Annotated in this window: 18 protein-coding genes and 1 other RNA gene; 10 read left to right on the forward strand and 9 right to left on the reverse strand. The window is 66.7% G+C overall.

The annotated features are described in order from the left end of the window. The first annotated feature begins 91 nt into the window (after positions 1–91). Both V5F84_RS05590 and V5F84_RS05595 read left to right on the forward strand, forming a co-directional pair. Positions 92–772: a class I SAM-dependent methyltransferase gene (locus tag V5F84_RS05590; RefSeq protein ID WP_394042427.1), complete on the forward strand. Its 681-nt coding sequence runs from the start codon at positions 92–94 to the stop codon at positions 770–772. Positions 773–852: 80 nt separating this feature from the next. Next, positions 853–1323 (forward strand): pyridoxamine 5'-phosphate oxidase family protein, encoded by a 471-nt coding sequence (locus V5F84_RS05595; protein ID WP_394042426.1) that lies wholly within the window; start codon positions 853–855, stop codon positions 1321–1323. 37 nt (positions 1324–1360) lie between these two features. On the opposite strand, the gene V5F84_RS05600 is transcribed toward V5F84_RS05595, so the two are convergent. Then, a complete protein-coding gene (locus V5F84_RS05600; protein ID WP_394042424.1) occupies positions 1361–1738 on the reverse strand; it encodes a DUF423 domain-containing protein in 378 nt (125 codons plus the stop codon). Positions 1739–2010: 272 nt separating this feature from the next. On the opposite strand from V5F84_RS05600, the gene acs reads away from it, so the two are divergent. The 4 genes from acs to V5F84_RS05620 all read left to right on the forward strand — a co-directional run bounded on the left by acs (position 2011) and on the right by V5F84_RS05620 (position 6957). Continuing rightward, positions 2011–3963, forward strand: a complete 1953-nt coding sequence (acs, locus tag V5F84_RS05605) for an acetate--CoA ligase (RefSeq protein WP_394042423.1) — start codon at positions 2011–2013, stop codon at positions 3961–3963. 188 nt (positions 3964–4151) lie between these two features. After that, on the forward strand, positions 4152–5213 hold the full coding sequence (locus tag V5F84_RS05610) for a patatin-like phospholipase family protein (protein WP_394042422.1): 1062 nt from the start codon (positions 4152–4154) through the stop codon (positions 5211–5213). 94 nt (positions 5214–5307) lie between these two features. Further along, positions 5308–6327, forward strand: a complete 1020-nt coding sequence (locus V5F84_RS05615; protein WP_394042420.1) for a sulfate ABC transporter substrate-binding protein — start codon at positions 5308–5310, stop codon at positions 6325–6327. A 261-nt stretch (positions 6328–6588) separates the two neighbouring features. Beyond that, positions 6589–6957: a (2Fe-2S) ferredoxin domain-containing protein gene (locus V5F84_RS05620; protein ID WP_394042419.1), complete on the forward strand. Its 369-nt coding sequence runs from the start codon at positions 6589–6591 to the stop codon at positions 6955–6957. Between the two features lie 85 nt (positions 6958–7042). Here V5F84_RS05620 and leuB read toward each other — a convergent pair whose 3' ends face one another. From leuB to V5F84_RS05640, 4 genes are all read right to left on the reverse strand, one after another. Further along, on the reverse strand, positions 7043–8155 hold the full coding sequence (gene leuB, locus V5F84_RS05625; RefSeq protein WP_394042418.1) for a 3-isopropylmalate dehydrogenase: 1113 nt from the start codon (positions 8153–8155) through the stop codon (positions 7043–7045). A 117-nt stretch (positions 8156–8272) separates the two neighbouring features. Continuing rightward, positions 8273–9199 (reverse strand): aromatic amino acid exporter YddG, encoded by a 927-nt coding sequence (gene yddG / locus V5F84_RS05630; protein WP_394042452.1) that lies wholly within the window; start codon positions 9197–9199, stop codon positions 8273–8275. A gap of 213 nt (positions 9200–9412) precedes the next feature. After that, positions 9413–10135 (reverse strand): acetoacetyl-CoA reductase, encoded by a 723-nt coding sequence (gene phbB, locus V5F84_RS05635; protein ID WP_394042417.1) that lies wholly within the window; start codon positions 10133–10135, stop codon positions 9413–9415. Between the two features lie 408 nt (positions 10136–10543). Continuing rightward, positions 10544–11722 (reverse strand): acetyl-CoA C-acetyltransferase, encoded by a 1179-nt coding sequence (locus V5F84_RS05640; protein WP_394042416.1) that lies wholly within the window; start codon positions 11720–11722, stop codon positions 10544–10546. A 239-nt stretch (positions 11723–11961) separates the two neighbouring features. Between V5F84_RS05640 and phaR the strand changes: the two genes are divergently transcribed. Further along, positions 11962–12591: a polyhydroxyalkanoate synthesis repressor PhaR gene (phaR, locus tag V5F84_RS05645; protein ID WP_394042415.1), complete on the forward strand. Its 630-nt coding sequence runs from the start codon at positions 11962–11964 to the stop codon at positions 12589–12591. A 300-nt stretch (positions 12592–12891) separates the two neighbouring features. Here the strand turns inward: phaR and V5F84_RS05650 are convergent, their stop codons facing one another. From V5F84_RS05650 to rpmF, 3 genes are all read right to left on the reverse strand, one after another. Further along, entirely contained in the window at positions 12892–14454 is a 1563-nt protein-coding gene (locus tag V5F84_RS05650; RefSeq protein ID WP_509277169.1) for an EAL domain-containing protein, read from the reverse strand. Between the two features lie 270 nt (positions 14455–14724). Continuing rightward, complete coding sequence (locus V5F84_RS05655) at positions 14725–15129, reverse strand: hypothetical protein (RefSeq protein ID WP_394042412.1); 405 nt, start codon at positions 15127–15129, stop codon at positions 14725–14727. A 488-nt stretch (positions 15130–15617) separates the two neighbouring features. Continuing rightward, positions 15618–15803: a 50S ribosomal protein L32 gene (gene rpmF, locus V5F84_RS05660; RefSeq protein ID WP_348844083.1), complete on the reverse strand. Its 186-nt coding sequence runs from the start codon at positions 15801–15803 to the stop codon at positions 15618–15620. 264 nt (positions 15804–16067) lie between these two features. Here rpmF and V5F84_RS05665 point away from each other — a divergent pair, with 264 nt between their 5' ends. Beyond that, complete coding sequence (locus V5F84_RS05665; RefSeq protein WP_394042410.1) at positions 16068–16991, forward strand: peptidylprolyl isomerase; 924 nt, start codon at positions 16068–16070, stop codon at positions 16989–16991. 108 nt (positions 16992–17099) lie between these two features. Here V5F84_RS05665 and V5F84_RS05670 read toward each other — a convergent pair whose 3' ends face one another. Then, positions 17100–17522, reverse strand: coding sequence for an HIT family protein (locus V5F84_RS05670; protein ID WP_394042409.1), 423 nt, complete (start codon positions 17520–17522; stop codon positions 17100–17102). A gap of 169 nt (positions 17523–17691) precedes the next feature. On the opposite strand from V5F84_RS05670, the gene ffs reads away from it, so the two are divergent. Both ffs and V5F84_RS05680 read left to right on the forward strand, forming a co-directional pair. Then, positions 17692–17789: signal recognition particle sRNA small type (gene ffs / locus V5F84_RS05675), an RNA gene on the forward strand. A 125-nt stretch (positions 17790–17914) separates the two neighbouring features. Further along, positions 17915–18139 carry a hypothetical protein gene (locus V5F84_RS05680; protein ID WP_394042408.1) on the forward strand — a complete coding sequence of 75 codons (225 nt, stop codon included), beginning with the start codon at positions 17915–17917 and terminating at the stop codon, positions 18137–18139. Positions 18140–18297 lie beyond the last annotated feature (158 nt).

Consider the following 18297-nt stretch of genomic DNA (forward strand, 5'->3'; position numbering starts at 1 on the left):
CCATTGAAAATGCAGGGGATGGGGCGAAGTTCCCTGAGGCGGGACATCGGTTTTCCTTGTGGCGTGCCCCGCGGGCGGCCAAGGTCGCGGCGTGAGCGCACCGACATCCCCACCCCGCCCCCATCCGACCGCCGGCGATGCCACGGCCTTCGTGCGCGCCGAGACGCGCCTGCGCCCCGTGCCGCTGGTGCCGGAACTCTCCCTCCATGTGGCCGACGAGGCGGTGCCGCTCTGGCAGCGCACCGAGGAAGAGCTTGGCGCCATGGGCCTGCCGCCGCCGTTCTGGGCCTTTGCCTGGGCGGGCGGGCAGGCGCTGGCGCGCCATGTGCTCGACCATCCCGAACTGGTCGCGGGACGGCGGGTGCTGGATTTCGCCTCCGGCTCCGGGCTCGTGGGCCTCGCCGCCGCGCGGGCGGGCGCGGCGCACGTGGTCTGCGCCGACATCGATGCCTATGCGCTCGCCGCCATCGCGCTGAACGCGCAGGCCAACGGCGTCGCGGTGGCGGTCCACGGCACCGACCTGGTCGGAACGGACGAGGGGTGGGACACGGTGCTCGCCGGCGACATCTGCTATGAGCGCGACCTGGCGGAGCGCGTGTTCGCCTGGCTGGTCACGCTCTCCCGGCGCGGCGCGCTGGTGCTGATCGGCGATCCCGGCCGATCCTATCTTCCCAAGGCGGAGCTGGAGCAACTGGCGGACTATTCCGTGCCCGTCACGCGCGACCTGGAGGATATGGAGATCAAGCGCACCTGCGTCTGGCGGCCGCGCTGAGGACGCCGCGACGCATCTGCCGGGGGAACCCCCGGCCGCCCCTATTCGTTGGCCCTGGAGCCCTCAAGAGGAGATGCACCATGGACAGCCACGAGCTTTGGGAAGAAATGGCCGATCGCCATTCCTGCATGCTGATCGACCGCGACGGTTCCCGCCTGCGCGCCCGCCCCATGGCGCCTGTGGCGCGGGAGGAGGACCATGCCATCTGGTTCGTCACCGATGGCCGCGCCGCGAAGGACGAGGAGATCCGCGCCGATCCGCAGGTCTGCGTCGCGTTCGCCGACCCGGGCGATCATTTCTACCTGTCCGTTTCCGGGACGGCCGAAATCGTCCGCGATCCGGCCAAGCTGAAGCAGATCTGGAACAATGCCATGGAGGCGTATTTTCCCGGAGGGCCGCAGGATCCCAATGCCGTGCTGCTGCGCGTGCGGCCGGAACAGGCGGAATATTGGCAGGGCGATTCCACCCTCATGACCGGGGTCAAGATGGCCGCCGCCATCATCGGCGAGAAACGCGCCGATCTCGGCGAGAATGCCAAGCTGCGGCTCTGAGCTTCCGCGCGTCGCCCCCAAAGCTGAGGCGCGCGCCTCAGCGCTTGGTCCAGGAGGCCCGCGCCCCGCCGATGGCGAACACCAGCCAGCCGGCGATCATCAGCGTGCCGCCGGTGGGCGCGGTGCCCCAGAGCAATTTGACATCCATCAAGGCTCTGAGCGCGAGATCGCCAGAAAATAATAATGTGCCGAGGCCGATGGCCGAAGCGCCAACGAGAATGGACGTGCGTCCGCGCTCAAGGTTCGCGCAGAGCGCCGAAGCGCACGCAAGCGTGAGGGCGCCCAGCAGCAGGAACTGAGCGGCGGTGGCCAGCGAGGTTCCGCCCGCCAGATGGGCCGCCACCGCCGAGGCCCCGACACCGGCGGCGCCATAAAGGCCGGCGACACAAAGCAGGGAGCGAAGCCACAGGTTCATCGTTGCCATCCGCGTATCATGGGACCGGTTTATAGCGAGCCGTCGCGCGCCCGGCACTGCGCGCGGCGCCGCAGGGACATGCCCTGATGCCTGATGCGCGCGGTGATATCCTCGTCTAGAACCAAAGTATTCTTGGTCCAAAGTCTGCCCCGGCCCCGCCTTGTGAAGGGCCAAGCCGCTCACCATAATCGCTTCAAGCAATCACAAATCCGGCGCAGCGCGGCTCTGATGTGGCGCGCAAGACGCCAACGCACGAAGGGGAGGTCAGCACCATGTCCGACAGCATTTATCAGGTCCCGGCCGAATGGCAGGGCCGCGCCTTCGTGGACGCCGCCGAATATGCGGCCATGTACAAGGCCTCCGTTTCCGATCCCGATACCTTCTGGGCCGAGCACGGCAAGCGCATCCATTGGTTCGAGCCCTTCACCACGGTGAAGAACACCTCGTTCGAACCCGGCGCGGTCTCCATCAAATGGTTCGAGGACGGCATCACCAATGTCGCCTACAATTGCGTGGACCGGCACCTCGCCGAGCGCGGCGATCAGGTGGCGATCATCTGGGAGGGCGACGACCCCTCGGAATCCCGCAACATCACCTATCGCGAACTCTCCGAGCAGGTGAACCGCTTCGCCAACGTCCTGCGCAACCGCGACGTGAAGAAGGGCGACCGCGTCACCATCTACATGCCCATGATCCCCGAGGCCGCCTATGCCATGCTGGCGTGCGCGCGGCTCGGCGCGATCCATTCGGTGGTGTTCGGCGGCTTTTCGCCCGACAGCCTCGCGGGCCGCATCTCGGACTGTGAATCGCGCTGCGTCATCACCGCCGACGAGGGCCTGCGCGGCGGCCGCAAGGTGCCGCTGAAGGCCAATGTGGATGCCGCCATCGCCCGCGTCGAGGGCGGGGTGGATCACGTCATCGTCGTCAAGCGCACCGGCGGCAAGGTGGACATGGAGCCGGGCCGCGACGTCTGGTATCACGAGGCCGCCGACATGGTGACCGACGAATGCCCGATTGAGCATGTGAACGCGGAAGACCCGCTGTTCATCCTCTATACCTCGGGCTCCACGGGCAAGCCCAAGGGCGTGCTGCATACCACCGGCGGCTATCTCGTCTATGCCTCCATGACGCACCAATATGTCTTCGATTATCACGAGGGCGACATCTATTGGTGCACCGCCGACGTCGGCTGGGTGACCGGCCATTCCTATATCGTCTATGGCCCGCTGGCGAACGGCGCGACCACCCTGATGTTCGAGGGCGTGCCCAATTATCCCAGCAACTCCCGCTTCTGGGAGGTGATCGACAAGCACAAGGTCAATATCTTCTACACCGCCCCCACCGCCATCCGCGCCTTGATGCAGAGCGGCGAGGAGCCGGTGAAGAAGACCTCGCGCGCCTCCCTGCGCCTGCTCGGCTCGGTGGGCGAGCCGATCAATCCGGAAGCCTGGGAATGGTATCACCGCGTGGTGGGCGAGAACCGCTGCCCGATCGTCGACACCTGGTGGCAGACCGAGACCGGCGGCATCCTCATCACCCCGCTGCCGGGCGCGACCGCGCTGAAGCCGGGCTCGGCCACCAACCCCTTCTTCGGCGTCCAGCCCCAGGTGGTGGATGCGGAAGGCAAGGTGCTGGAGGGCGCCTGCGAGGGCAATCTCGTGATCGCCGACAGCTGGCCGGGCCAGATGCGCACCGTCTATGGCGACCATGAGCGCTTCGAGCAGACCTATTTCTCCACCTATCCCGGCAAGTATTTCACCGGCGACGGCTGCCGCCGCGATGCCGACGGCTATTATTGGATCACCGGCCGCGTGGACGACGTGATCAACGTGTCCGGCCACCGCATGGGCACGGCGGAAGTGGAAAGCGCGCTGGTCGCCCATCCCAAGGTGTCCGAGGCGGCGGTGGTGGGCTTCCCGCACGACATCAAGGGCCAGGGCATCTATGCCTATGTGACCTTGATGGACGGCGAGGTGCCGAGCGAGGAGTTGCGCAAGGAGCTGGTGAACTGGGTGCGCCGGGAGATCGGCCCCATCGCCTCCCCCGACCTGATCCAGTTCGCCCCGGGCCTGCCGAAGACCCGCTCGGGCAAGATCATGCGCCGCATCCTGCGCAAGATCGCGGAAGACCAGTTCGAGAGCCTCGGCGACACCTCGACCCTCGCCGATCCCACGGTGGTGGACGATCTGGTGCACAATCGCCAGAACAAGCGCAGCGCGGCGTAATCCGCGCACGCGAGGCCGCTTTGACAGGGCCCGCGATGGCCCTGTCAAAAAGCTGCATCCCGTAACGTCAGGGGCAATAAGGCATTTGTCGGCTCGGGCCGTTTGTGCTGAACACTTCTCCACCGGCGAGATGCACATTGTGCCGGCGGAGGACCGCGATGATTACCCGAAGAGCGCTCGTTACGGGCATGGCCGGCGTCGCGGCCTCCCCCGCGCTGCCCGCCGTTCGGTCGGCACAGGCTGCCGAAAGCCCGCCGCCGGGCAGCGGAGCATCGCAGCTTGCCGCGGCGGTCTCGGAACGGCTGTTCGGCGACGACGGCCTGGCCCGTCCGGTTCCGGACACGCCCGTGGCTTGCGATCTCGCGCGCGATCTGGACCGCACCCTGGTGCTCGGCGGGGGCGGGGAATATTACGTGGCCTGGTACTGCGGTTTCTTCCACGGGCTGCTCGAGCGCGGCCTCGATCCGAGCGTTGCGGAAATGGTGGTGGGAACGTCGGCCGGGTCCTATCTGGGCTCGTCCCTGCTGTCCGGCCGCTTCCAGCAAATGCGGACGGAGTTCGAGTTCTTCAGCCATTTTCCCGGGCTGTTTGCCAAGCTTGCGCCGGTGACGGCGCCGAACGCGAGCCAGAAGCGGGCGCAGGAGATCAATTTCGGCGTGAAGGACGGCAGCCCGGACTCGATCCGGGCGATCGGGCACGCCGCGCTCGCTTCGGACAATCATCTCAACGGGAATGGCGTCGATCGCCTGGCCTGGCTTCTCACGGGAGACAGCCGGACCGGCTGGCCGGCGGCGAAGATGTTCACCACCGCCAACGATTGCTATAGCGGCGAGCGGATTGTCGTGCACCAGGACGTGGCGCGAAAGAACGGCATTCCGCTCGCCCACGCGGCCGCGGCCAGTTCCTCCCTGCCCGGTGTGATCGGTCCGACCTTGCTCGGCCAGCGCTTCTGCATGGATGGGGGAATCTCCAGGACATGGGCGCACACCGATCTGGTGGCCGGTTCCAAGCGGGCGCTCGTCGTCACGCTGACCAATGGCTACGAGGGCAGCCTGCTCAGCGGGATTCCGCACAACATTCATACCGAGATCAGTGCGCTGGAGGCGACCGGCACGAAGACGATGCTGATCATTGCTGGAACGCCCCCCGGCGTGAACCTGCTCGACCCCAGGCAGATCGAGCCGGCCCTGCGGGCCGGATACGAGCGCGCCAAGATCGAGGCCCCCAAGATCCAGGCATTCTGGCATTAGGGGAGGCTCCGTTTGAATCCCGGCCTGACGCGTGGTAAGACGGCTCCGTGAAATAACACAAATTACGTCATTAAAACGTAATTAGGAGAGCCCGATGCTGACCCGCCGCGCCTTCACGACCCTGAGCCTTGCCGCCCTGCTGGCGCCGGGCGTCGCCTCCGCCCAGCAGGCGCAGCCGGGGCCGAATTCCATCCTCAACGTCTCCTACGACATCAGCCGTGAGCTCTTCACTGCGGAGAATGTCGAGTTCGTGCCGTTCTGGAAGCAGAAGACCGGGCAGGAGCTGACCGTCAACCAGAGCCACGCCGGCTCCTCGCGCCAGGCCCGCGCCATCCTGGAGGGCCTGGAAGCGGACGTGGTGACCTTCAACCAGGTGCTGGACGTGGACGTGCTCGCCAAGGCGGGCTACGTGGCCAAGGACTGGCAGAAGAAATTCCCCAACAACGCCTCGCCCTATTATTCCTTCCCCGCCTTCCTGGTGCGCGACGGCAACCCCAAGAACATCAAGGATTGGAACGACCTCGTCCGCGACGACGTGAAGGTCATCTTCCCCAATCCCAAGACCTCGGGCAATGCGCGCTACACCTATCTCGCGGCCTATGCCTATGCGCTGGAGCAGAACAAGGGCGACACCGCCAAGGCCGACGCCTTCGTGAAGAAGCTGCTCGCCAACGTTCCGGTGTTCGACACCGGCGGACGCGGCGCCACCACCACCTTCGTGGAGCGCGAGACCGGCGACGTGCTGGTGAGCTTCGAGGCGGAAACCCGCGCCATCGAGGGGCTCTACAAGGACAAGAAGCTCAAGACCATCGTGCCCTCCGTGAGCCTGCTGGCGGAATTCCCGGTGGCCGTGGTGGACAAGGTGGTGGACAAGCGCGGCTCGCGCCCCGCCGCCACCGCCTATCTCGAATTCCTCTATTCGCCCGCCGGCCAGACCGTGGCGGCGAAGGCCTTCCATCGCGTCGTGGATCCCAAGGTGGAAGCCGAGTTCAAGGACCAGTTCCCGCCGGTGCGCCTCGTGAAGGTGGAAGACGTGTTCGGCGGCTGGGACAAGGTCAACGCCGAGCAGTTCGCTTCCGGCGGCAAGCTGGACCAGGTGTTCGGCGCCCGCTGATCCGCTTGAGCCTCATGAACGCGAAGGGCCGTCCCGACCGGGGCGGCCCTTTTGCGTGGTGCTTGGGTTTGGAGACGCGACACGCCCTGTCGGATTCGCGCCGCAGGTGGCGCGCGCGTGTCGCACTCCTGCGGTCACGTGCCGGCCTGCAGCACCGGATCGCCCGCAAGCCGTTGCGCATGAACGCATTTCAAAGTTGGTGCCGGCGGCACGCTCCTTGAAAGGAGCACGGGACATCCGCACAGGGGTCCCAGCAGCGCCATGACCGACACCACGATTGCGCCCACCGAAACGCTTTCCGCGAGCGACGTGCCGCAGGTCTATCGCCACCATGTCTTCGCCTGTTTCCAGCAGCGCCCGCCGGGACATCCGCGCGGCAGCTGCGCCAATTCCGGCGCCAAGCCGTTGTGGGATCGCCTGGGCCAGAAGATCGAGGCGACGGGCCAGCGCGATATCGCCATGACCGCGTCCGGCTGCCTGAGCTTCTGCGCGGCGGGGCCGCTGATGGTGGTCTATCCCGAAGGCATCTGGTACGCGCCCAAGAGCGTCGAGGATGTGGACGAGATCGTCGAGACCCATCTCGTGGGCGGCACGCTGGTGGAGCGGCTCATCATCGTGCCGCGCGTCTGAACCTGCGCGCGCGCATGAAAAAGCCGGGCCACTTGGCCCGGCTTGAAAATGGCGGGGAGCCGCAGGCGCCCCGTCGCGGAACCGCTCAGGCGGTCGCCTTGTCCAGCTCGGCGAGGACCGCGTCGCCCATCTCCTCGGTGCCGATGATGGCGGCGCCGGGGGTGCGGATGTCGCTGGTGCGCTTGCCGGAGGCCAGGACCCCCGCGATCGCCGCCTCGATGCGGTCGGCCACCGGGCCGAGGCCGAACGAATAGCGCAGCGCCATGGCGAGCGAGCCGATCATGGCGATGGGATTGGCGATGCCGCGCCCGGCGATGTCCGGGGCCGAGCCGTGCACGGGCTCATAGAGCGCGGCGCGCTTGCCGGTCACCGGGTCCGCCGCGCCGAGCGAGGCAGACGGCAGCATGCCGAGCGAACCGGTGAGCATGGCGGCGATATCGGAAAGCACGTCGCCGAACAAATTGTCGGTCACGATCACGTCGAATTGCTTGGGCCAGCGCACCAGCTGCATGGCGAGCGAATCCGCCAGCTGGTGTTCCAGCTCCACGTCCGCGTAATCCTTGGCGTGCAAAGCGGTGATGGTCTCCTTCCAGAGCACGCCGGAGCGCATCACATTGTGCTTCTCGCAGGAGGTCACCTTGTTGCGGCGGGTGCGCGCCAGCTCGAACGCCACGCGGCCGATGCGGTCGATCTCATAGGTGTCGTACACCTGGGTATCGATGGCGCGGCGCTGGCCGTTGCCAAGGTCGAGAATGGTCTTCGGCTCGCCGAAATAGACGCCGCCGGTCAATTCCCGCACGATCAGGATGTCGAGCCCTTCCACCACTTCGCGCTTCAGCGAGGAGGCGTCCGCCAGCGCGGGATAGCACAGGGCGGGACGCAGGTTCGCGAACAGGGCGAGATCCTTGCGCAGGCGCAGCAGGCCGGCTTCCGGGCGCGCCTCATAGGGCACGTTGGCCCATTTCGGGCCGCCGACCGCGCCGAGCAGGATGGCGTCCGCCGCCTTGGCCTTCTCCATGGCTCCGTCGGAAATGGCGACGCCGTGCGCGTCATAGGCGCTGCCGCCCACCAGATCCTCTTCCACCGCGAAGGACACGAGGCCCTGGGCGTCGAGCCAGGAGATCAGGCGCTTCACCTGCGCCATGACTTCAGGGCCGATGCCGTCGCCGGGGAGAAGAAGAAGCTTGTGCGTGGCCATGAGACGTTCCTGTTGACGTTCCTGTTATTGAAGAACCCCGGCTCCTTGAGCATGGGTGAGGCGGGTCTGGCTGGCGCGGAGTGCTAAAGCCTTCCGCGGTTCAAGACAAGCGTGGCGTCAGTCCGTGGCATATTGTCGACCGGCCCGCGTGGCAATCCACGCCCCGCCCACGATCAGCAGGCAGGCCAGCGCCAGGGGCCAGCGCGCGGGCGCAAAGCCAGTCGCCACCAGCAACAGCGTGGAGAGCACCGGCGCGGCATAGGAGGCGACGCCGAGGAAGCCCACGTCGCCGCGCTTCATGCCGATGTCCCAGGCATAGAAGGCGAGACCCACCGGGCCGATGCCGAGGGCGATCACCGCCGCCCATTGGGTGACCCCCGCCGGCCAGAGCGTCTCTTCCCAGGCGAGGTGGCAGAGGCCCGCCAGCACGGCGGTGGCGAGGCAGAAGCCGGAGACGGCCTGCGTCGGCACGTCGGCGAACCGCACCGCCGTCACCGAATAGATCGCCCAGATGAAGGCGCAGGCAAGTGCCGCCAGATAGCCCGGCACGAAGCGCGCCTCGAAGCCGGAAAAGCCGCCCTTTCCCGCCAGCAGCACGAGGGTGCCGGCAAGGCCGAGCAGGGCGCCGAGCACATGCGCCCGTTTCAGGCCGGCGCCCGGCAGCATGGCGGAGAGCAGGACGATCAGCAGCGGCCAGAGATAGGCGATCAGCCCGGCTTCGGCGGGCGGCGCGAGCTTGAGGGCGGAGAAATAGGCGAAATGATAGCCGAACAGTCCGCCCACCCCATGCAGCCACGCCGCCGGACGCTGGCGCAGGACCGTCAGGCCCGGTCCGCGCAGGGCGGCGATCAGGCCCACCAGCCCGCCGATGGCGAAGGTGAGCGCGGTGAGCAGGAACGGCGGCACTTTGCCCGTGGCGGCGGTGGAGAGCGCCAGCGTCGACCAGAGCGCGATGGCGAGGAGGCCGATGCGGGTGGCACGGCGGGACGGCGGGGGAGAGGAAAGGGGCGATGCGGGGCGCGATAGCGGCGGCGCGGAATTCATCGCGCCGAACTTCGCCCGAAATTTCGGCGTCATCCGCGCTCAAGCCGCGGAGAAGCGGCCTTAAACCGATGTTCGTCTACGCTAAACCATTGTTTCACGTGAAACATTTTCGGAAGAACGCGGCTTGGGGAAGCTTCTGCGGGCCACCAGGAGCGGCCCGCAAAAGGAGGATTGAGCGGCGAAAAGCCGAAGGCGGCACGTGAAGTCCGCACCTCAGCAGATATATTGCGCGCCGTTGGCGGTCAGTGTCGAGCCGGTGATGAAGCCGGCCTCGTCGGCGGCCAGGAACACCACGCAGCGGGCGATATCCTCCGGCTCGCCCAGGCGGCCGACCGGGATGGTGGCGACGATCTTCTCCAGCGCGTCAGCCGGCACCGCCCGCACCATTTCGGTGGCGATATAGCCGGGCGCGATGGCGTTGACCGTGACGCCGACCTTCGCGCCTTCCTGCGCCAGCGCCTTCACGAAGCCGATCTCGCCGGCCTTGGCGGCGGAATAATTGGTCTGGCCGAACTGACCCTTCTGCCCGTTGATGGACGAGATGCAGACGACGCGGCCGAACTTGCGCGCGCGCATGCCCTCGATCACCTGCCGGGTCATGTTGAAGAGGCTGTTGAGATTGGTATTGATGACCGCCTGCCATTGCTCCAGCGACATGCGGTGCAACTGCCCGTCGCGGGTGATGCCGGCATTGTTCACCAGCACGTCCACCGGCCCGAGGGCCGCCTCGACCTTGGCGACGCCGGCCTTGCAGGCTTCGAAATCGGAGACGTCCCATTTGAAGGCGGGGATGCCGGTCTTGGCGGTGAACGCCTCGGCGGCGGCATCGTTGCCGGCATAATTGGCGGCCACCTGATAGCCCGCCGCCTTGAGGGCGATGGAGATCGCTTCGCCGATCCCGCGGGTTCCCCCAGTCACCAGTGCGACACGCGCCATGTTCGTCTCCCTCTTCGTTCGTCTTCTGCCGAGGCCGCGTTGGTGCGGCCTTTCTATAGCTGGCCGCGCCCCGGCTAAGCCGCGCGCCGACCGTTCGCACACTGCCCCGCTTCGTTCGAGCCTTTCCGGCGCGTCTTGCTGCCGCGCCCGGACGGGGGATCGAATCGGTGCAACCTTTCCTTACGCCGACAACCGTGACGGATGAAAGCAAGAGGAGCCATACCCTTAGCGGGGATCGTTTCCGCTGGGTTTGATTCATCCCAAGGGAATTCGCTTCAGCGGGAAAAAAGCGGGCCTGCAACGGGGCTGGCGGGATCATGGTAACGAGAACGCCCGGACGTGGGTCCGGGCGTCTTCATAAGTCTCGGGTGGGGCCGGGGGGTGTCGCCGGCCGCGCCATGCCGGTACTCAGTCGCGGGCGATGCACATGGCGATGCCCATGCCGCCGCCGATGCACAGGGTGGCGAGGCCCTTCTTGGCGTCGCGCTTTTCCATCTCGTGCAGCAGGGTCACGAGGATGCGGGTGCCCGAGGCGCCGATGGGGTGGCCGATGGCGATGGCGCCGCCGTTCACGTTCACCTTGCTGGTATCCCAGCCGAGTTCCTTGTTCACCGCAATGGCCTGGGCGGCGAACGCCTCGTTGGCCTCGATCAGGTCGAGGTCGTCGACGGTCCAGCCGGCCTTTTCGAGCGCGGCCTTGGAGGCGGGGATGGGACCCGTGCCCATCACCTTGGGATCGACGCCGGCCTGGGCCCAGGAGACGATGCGGGCGAGCGGCTTCTTGCCCTCGGCGGCCGCCCGGGCGGCGCTCATGAGCACCACGGCGGCGGCGCCGTCATTGATGCCCGAGGCATTGCCGGCGGTGACCGTGCCGTCCTTCTCAAACGCCGGCTTCAGCTTCGTCATGGCGTCGAGGGTGGCGCCGTGGCGGGGATATTCGTCGGTATCCACCACGATGTCGCCCTTGCGGGTGGAGATGGTGACCGGGACGATCTCCTCCTTGAAGCGGCCGGCCTTCTGGGCGGCTTCCGCCTTGTTCTGGGAGGCGACGGCGAAGGTGTCCTGGTCGGCGCGGGTGATCTGGTACTGGCGCGCCACGTTCTCGGCGGTATTGCCCATGTGGTAGCCGTTGAAGGCATCCCACAGGCCGTCCTTGATCATGGTGTCGATGAAGCCGAGGTCGCCCATGCGGGTGCCGTTGCGCACATGCGCGGCATGGGTGGACAGGCTCATGGATTCCTGGCCGCCCGCGACCACGACGTCGCTGTCGCCGGTCTGGATCGCCTGGAAGCCGAGGGCCACCGAGCGCAGGCCCGAGCCGCAGACCTGGTTGATTTCCCAGGCCGGGCTTTCGATCGGGACGCCGGCCGCGATGGAGGCCTGGCGCGCCGGGTTCTGCCCCTGCGCCGCGGTCAGCACCTGGCCGAGAATCACTTCGCTGACCTGGGCGGAGGGCACGCCCGCGCGTTCCAGCGCCGCCTTGATGGCGATCGCGCCCAATTGATGGGCGGGCAGGGTGCTGAGCGCACCGTTGAACGAGCCGACCGGGGTGCGGGCGGCTCCGACGATGACGACGTCGTCTGGCATGATGGTCTCCTGCGGGCGGGCGGCTTTTGCGCCGCACTCGGATGCCGCGCATCGTGGTTTCGCGCGCCCGCCCGTGTCAATGACCCATGTCGTCGTACGGCACTGCGCAAAGACGAAACAGGCCCAAATGTTGCGCACTATTTGCGCAGCAAATTCGGCGCCCGCGCTGCACAAAAGGGTGGCACAACCCTCGGAAACGACTTAACCTCATAGCAGTTGAGGAAACGGATGACCGGACAATGGCCAAGACGCAAGAGCCAGTCACCATCAAGAAATACGCCAATCGCCGTTTGTATAATACGGGCACCAGCACGTATGTGACGCTCGAAGACCTCGCCACCATGGTGAAGGAAGGCGAGGATTTCGTCGTATACGACGCGAAGAATGGGGACGACATTACCCATTCGGTGCTGACGCAGATCATCTTCGAGCAGGAAAACAAGGGGCAGAATCTTTTGCCCATCGCGTTCCTGCGCCAGATCATCCGCTTCTACGGCGACAGTATGCAGATGATGGTGCCTCGTTACCTGGAGATGTCGATCGACAGCTTCACGAAGGAACAGGGCAAGTTTCGCGATCAGTACGCGAAGACGCTGACCAATTCGCCGCTCACCGGCTCGCCGCTTCCGGGCACGCCGTTCGGCGGGTTTGATGAGCATGTGCGGCGGAACATGGAAATGTTCGAGCGCGCCTTCAACATCTTCCTGCCCTTCCCGAAGGGGGAGGCCGGCGAGCCCCCGGCGCCCGCCGCACCGGCCGCGCCAGAGCACGCCGCCGACGATCTGGAAGCCTTGAAGCGGCAGATGCTGGACATGCAGCAGAAGCTGGAAAAGCTGGTTTCAAAGCCGGATACGTCCGGCAATTCCTGAACCAAGAGACGGCATGGCCGCGGGCCGTGCCGTCCAGGCCGTCGGGGGGATCGCGCCTGGAACGGGGCGATCCCCGCTTGAGCGCTTGCTCCACAGGCCACGCGGGCGCGTCATCGGCAGGCGCGTTGCCGCTTCTTTCATTCTGACGTTTCGTCTGACTTTCCGGCGACGCACGGGAGCTTCCGGCGGGATGCGGTGGGCAGGCGACGCCCGTTCGCCTGCGAACGAGCCCGCGCTTGCCTGGCGCTGATTTCTCCACGCCGCACCGTCTCGCCAGACGCCGCCTCGCCGCAGGGACGATCACCAGAAGGCGGAACCGCTCATCGGTTTTGCGAGGCCCGTCAGCGCGCCCTGGATGAGATCGCAGCCGGCAGCGGTGAGCATTTCCGCCGTATCCTCGTCCTGAACCCATTCCGCGACCGTGGTGATGCCGAGCTGGCGTGCGAGCTGGATGAGGGCCTCTACGAACGCCCGGTCGTCCGCGGATTGCGCCATGTGCATGATGAAGCTGCCGTCGATCTTCACCATGTCGACGCCGAGGCTGCGCAGGTTGCGGAACGAGGTGGAGCCGGCGCCGAAATCGTCGATGGCGACCTTTGCCCCGGTCGAGCGGGCGAGCTCCACGAAGGTACGGGCCGCGTTGAGATCGTGCACCGCGACGGATTCGGTCAGCTCCAGCACCAGCCGGGCGCCGATGGCAGGCGTCACCTCGGCTGCGAACAGGCGCATCCATTCCCGATCGGCGATGGAGGAGGGCGAGACATTCACCGACAGGTGGAGATCCGGGTCTTCCCGCATCGCGGCGGCGACCAGCCGAAGCACGCGCCGGTCCAGCACGCCCATCAGGCCCAGCGCCTCGGCGGTGGCGATGATGCTGCCGGTTTCGTGCGGATTGTCGTCCGGGCCGGGCGAGATGCGCGCCAGGGCCTCATAGAAGACCACCGCGCGCGAATGGGCGTCGGCCACCGGCTGGAGGGCGATGGTCACGCGCTTCTCGTTCAGCGCCTTGACGATGTCCTCGGCGATCTTGAGATTGGTGCGGCGGCGGCCGTCGCGGACGGCGTCGCGCTCATAGATGTGGACGGAGCCGCGCTCGCGCTTCTTGGCGCGCTCGTGCGCCTCCTGGGCCCGCGCCACCATATGCGCGCCGGTTATGGCGCGCAGCGGCGCCACGGCGGCGCCGATGGTGACGCTGACCGGGATCGGCCCCGCGCTGGTGTCGATGGGCGTATCGCGCACATGGGCGATCAAGGCTTCGCAAAGATCCATGAGCGTCTGCGGATCGATGCCGCGCGCGAGCAGGGCGAACTTGTTGCCGGAGAAGCGCGAGAGCACGTCCGATCCGCGCACCCGGGTGCGCAGCCGCGCGGCCACCTGGCCGATGGTCTGGTCGGCGATCTCGAAGCCGAAGCTGTCGTTCATGCGGCCGAGATAATCGATGCCGATCAGGATCAGCGCCCAATTGGTGTGGGTGGTCTCCACCGCCTTGATATGATCCGACAGGATGTCCATCAGGCGGCTGCGGGTCACGAGCCCCGTCAGCGGGTCGATATGTCCGCCGTGCAGGGCATGCGTGCTCTTGGGCACCTCGCCGATGACATGGAGCGTGCCCAGCGCGTGGCTCGGTCGTCCGTCCGGCCCGCCGAACCAGCGGCCGTTGTCGACCACCCAGATCAGGCGCCCCTCCGGACCGGAGCCGAGCTGGAGCTGATAGGAGGAATCATAGGGCGCGCCGTCCCCGACCTCGCGGAAGGGCGCGTGCAGCAGGGACTTCCGGCCGGTCGCGGCGCCCGCGGCGGCGCGGCAGTATTCGTCGAACGCACGGCCGGTGGAGAACAGTCGAACCGCCTCGCTTCCAAGCACCTTGGTTGCGTTTTTGCTCCAGAGTATCTCGTCAGTTGTAATGTCCCAACGATAGCCAACGCATTCGAGGGCGCTCATGAAATTGATGATATCGGTGGGAGCAGGTCCTAAGCCGGTGGAACCATTCTCCCCGTTGCAGGACATCCCGGCGTCGTCGTTTTGCCCTGCCACGGTTGCCCACCTCTGCCTGGCCGCACCCTCAGGGGTTGCTCTGCTCAGGTCAACCCCGCGATCACCTAGCCGTGTCCGGTGACTATCACACGACATTTTTTAGTTTGCGCGCGGCTCGACGCTGAAATCGCGCTGCGCGACGCGCACCGAAACGGAAAATCCAGCCGCAACATCCAGCAGCATGATGCACAGCAGGAGCGCGAAAACCGAAGTTCCTGCCTGCGGCACCAGGAGAAATTCCACCACGCCGCCGATAAACACCAGCATCGAGAGCATGTGGTCCACCAGGGAGCGCGACGAGACTCGGGTGGACTTGAGGATCTCGAAAAACAGGATGAACAGGCTGAAGGCGATGAAGGCGTCCGAAATGTCGATCTGCCAGACCGCGCCCGACATCATGGCGAACGAACCCAGGGTGGCGTGCCAGTCGAGGCCGGGGGTCAGGAAGCAGAAGATGTTGTAGATGGCGAGGGGGACAATCAGCAGCGGAATCGGCGTCAGCATTGCTTGTTCCTCCACCCGGCTTCACCGGGCGTGAAAAATGCGCTGGCCCGGCTGTCGTGGGATGGGTCGCATATTCCCACGCAAATGTCACCGTCCTCGCCCTGAGGCGAAAGCGACTTATGTGCCCGATCAAAGACTTGGCTAAGAATAACTTGAGATCGTCTCGCCACGGGCGCGCCTGCCGGCGGGCGGATCGCCGCGGCCGGGTCCCGGGAGGGCCGCGCGGGGGCTCGCGCCACCAAATGCCGCATCGCGGGCCTGGGGCTGTCCAGATGGGGGCGCGCGAATAGTTCAGGCTGCCCAAGTCCGGCGGCCCGCTGGCTGCGGCGCCATGCGGACAGGGTGCCATGCGGAGGGGCGCTATTCAGGGACGGCGCCGTACGGAGCGGACACCATCCGAGCCGTTGACCCGGCCCTGGACGCCGGGCGTACCTTGAATCCCGTGGGGCGGCGCCCGCGCGGTTCGCGCGCGCCAGCCCGCTGAACGCTCAGGCTTCGGCCTTGGGCTTCAGGATCTGCCGGCCGCGATACATGCCGGTCTTCGGGTCGAGGTGGTGCGGGCGGCGCAGCTCGCCGGAATCCTTGTCCTCGACATAGGTCGGCTGCTTCAGGGCATCGGCCGAGCGGCGCATGCCGCGACGGGACGGCGAGGTTTTTCTCTTAGGGACGGCCATGTCCAAACTCCGGGAAAACGACCAAACTCATTGCGCCTGCGGCGAAGGTCCGCGCAGGCTAGCGAAACCAAAATCTCGATTGGAGGCGCGCCTTATACAGGTTTGCGCGACGGAGCGAAAGGCCCCCGCCGCCAAATTCTGGTGCGCGAAAATTCCGCGCGATCGGCACGCGCGTGCCGCACGAATGCCCACTTGCCACGCGAAGGGACCTGGGCGAGGGTGCGCGCCGCTTCGGCCACCCGCAAGATTTTAAGGACTTCGGACATGATGCGTTCCGCTCCTACCGCCGCAATGGCGCTCGCGCTGTCGGCCTTCGCCTTCGGCGGTGCGGCTTCGGCCCAGACGCCGGCTCCCGCCCCGGCGCCTGCCGCCGCTGCGGCCCCCGCCGCGGCGACGCCCGCCGGCGACGCGATCGTGGCGACCGTCAACGGCACGCCCATCCGCGCCAGCGAAGTGGCCATCGCCGAGGAAGACATCGGCCCCGGCCTGCCCCAGGTGCAGGGCGAGGCGCGGCGCGAATATGTGCTGTCCTTCCTGACCGACATGACCCTGCTCGCCAAGGCCGCCGAGGCGCAGAAGCTGGACCAGACCGCCGATTTCAAGATGCGCATGGATTATTCGCGCACCAAGGCCCTGATGGAAGCGCTGATGAGCGCCGAGGCCAAGAAGGCGGTGACGGAAGAGGCCAAGAAGGCGACCTACGAGGAGTTCGTGAAGGCCACCAAGCCGGAAACCGAGGTGCGCGCGCGCCATATCCTGGTGGATACCGAGGCCAAGGCCAAGGAAATCGCCGCCAAGGCCAAGGCCGGCGAGGACTTCGCCAAGCTCGCCAAGGAAAACTCCAAGGACAGCGCCGAGGACGGTGGGGACCTCGGCTATTTCACCAAGGAACAGATGGTGCCGGAATTCGCCGAGGCCGCGTTCAAGCTCGAAAAGGGCCAGATCTCCGACCCCGTGAAGAGCCAGTTCGGCTGGCACGTCATCAAGCTGGAAGACAAGCGCACCAAGCCCGTGCCGACCTATGAGCAGGTCTCCGACCAGATCGACCAGTATCTGATCCGCAAGGCCCAGGGCGATCTCGTCACCAAGCTGCGGGCCGAGGCGAAGATCGAGCGTACGACGCCGCCCGCAGGCGCCGCGCCGGCCGCGCCCGCGACGCCCGCTCCCGCGGCCCCCGCCGCCAAGTGAGGGATGGCCGGGCTCGCCCGGCCAGGCTGCTGAACGCGAATGGCACGCCGCCCGGACGGACCGGACGGCGTTTTCTGTCTTGGCGCCGGTTTGAAGGGGCCGCCCGCCTCAGGCCGGCAGGCCGAGCGCCTTGCGCAGGGCGAGGCTGCGCGCCGCGCGCTCGGCCGCGGCGAGGGGCGTGCGGGTGCCCTGGCCGAACACCGGGCCGGGCCAGGCGGCATCCCCCGGGTTGCGGCCCACCACATGCACATGCAGCTGCGGCACCACATTGCCCAGCGCCGCCACATTCAGCTTCGCGCAGCCGCTGATGGCCTTGAGCGCTGCGCTGGCGGCGGAAATCTCGTCCATCAGGGCGCGCCGATCCTCCGGCGGCAGGTCGATGATCTCGCTCGCGCCCGCGCGGCGGGGCACCAGAACGATCCAGGGAAAGCGGGAATCATCGACCAGCCGGACATGGCACAGCGGGAGATCCCCAAGGGCGGGGCCGTCGGAAACGAGCCGGGGATCGACATGGAAATTGGATCTGGACATGACCACACTTGAACTTGCGTCCTTGCGAAGGGCAAGCGATCAGGAGATGTGCACGAAAAGGTGAACGGGCCCCGCCACCGGCCGGGCGCGCGGGCGTTGCCGGCGGTCATCCGCAAGAAAGAGAGCCGGCACGCTTGCCAAGCGGCGCGCGGCCGACGATATAGGGGCCGGGAGGTTGGCGGTGGACGAGCCACTCGCCAACCGGGTCAGGTCCGGAAGGAAGCAGCCCCAACGAGCCCGTCTCGGGTTGCCGGTCAGCCTCCCACCTTTTCTTTGCATTCTTCTTCTTTGCATGCGTCGCATCGCCCGACGGCCTACAGTGCCCGCAACCGCCTCGCTCGGGGCCGCTGGACGGACCCGTCGGTGCGTGGCGAAAACGCCCGGAGGCGAACATGTGGGCCATCACGGTCATCCTGCTGAGCGCCTTGTCCGGCCCCGAGGCCCATGTGGTCACCAAGGCCGGCCTGTTCACGACCGAGGAGAGCTGCAAGGCGGGGCTGGCCGCCGGCGTGCCGGCGCGGCTGGAGGGCGAGGCGGTCCAGCAATTCAAGGACGGCTATCGCCGGTTCGTCTGCGTCCGGGTGGGCGGGGCGGACCTGTTTCAGCGGGCGAAATGATTTTTGGCCGCCCCCGGGCGGTCGAAACGCCTGTCCGGAGGGTGGAAAACCCTGCATTTTCCGCAAAATGTTTCACGTGAAACAATGGCTTAGCGTAGACGAACAGGGGATTCGTGGGTGTGTTCCGCGGGTCCTCGCCCGATCAAACCGCCCTTTCG

Origin of the sequence: Roseixanthobacter liquoris, from assembly GCF_043195135.2 — a bacterium.
Lineage (GTDB): Bacteria > Pseudomonadota > Alphaproteobacteria > Rhizobiales > Xanthobacteraceae > NCEH01.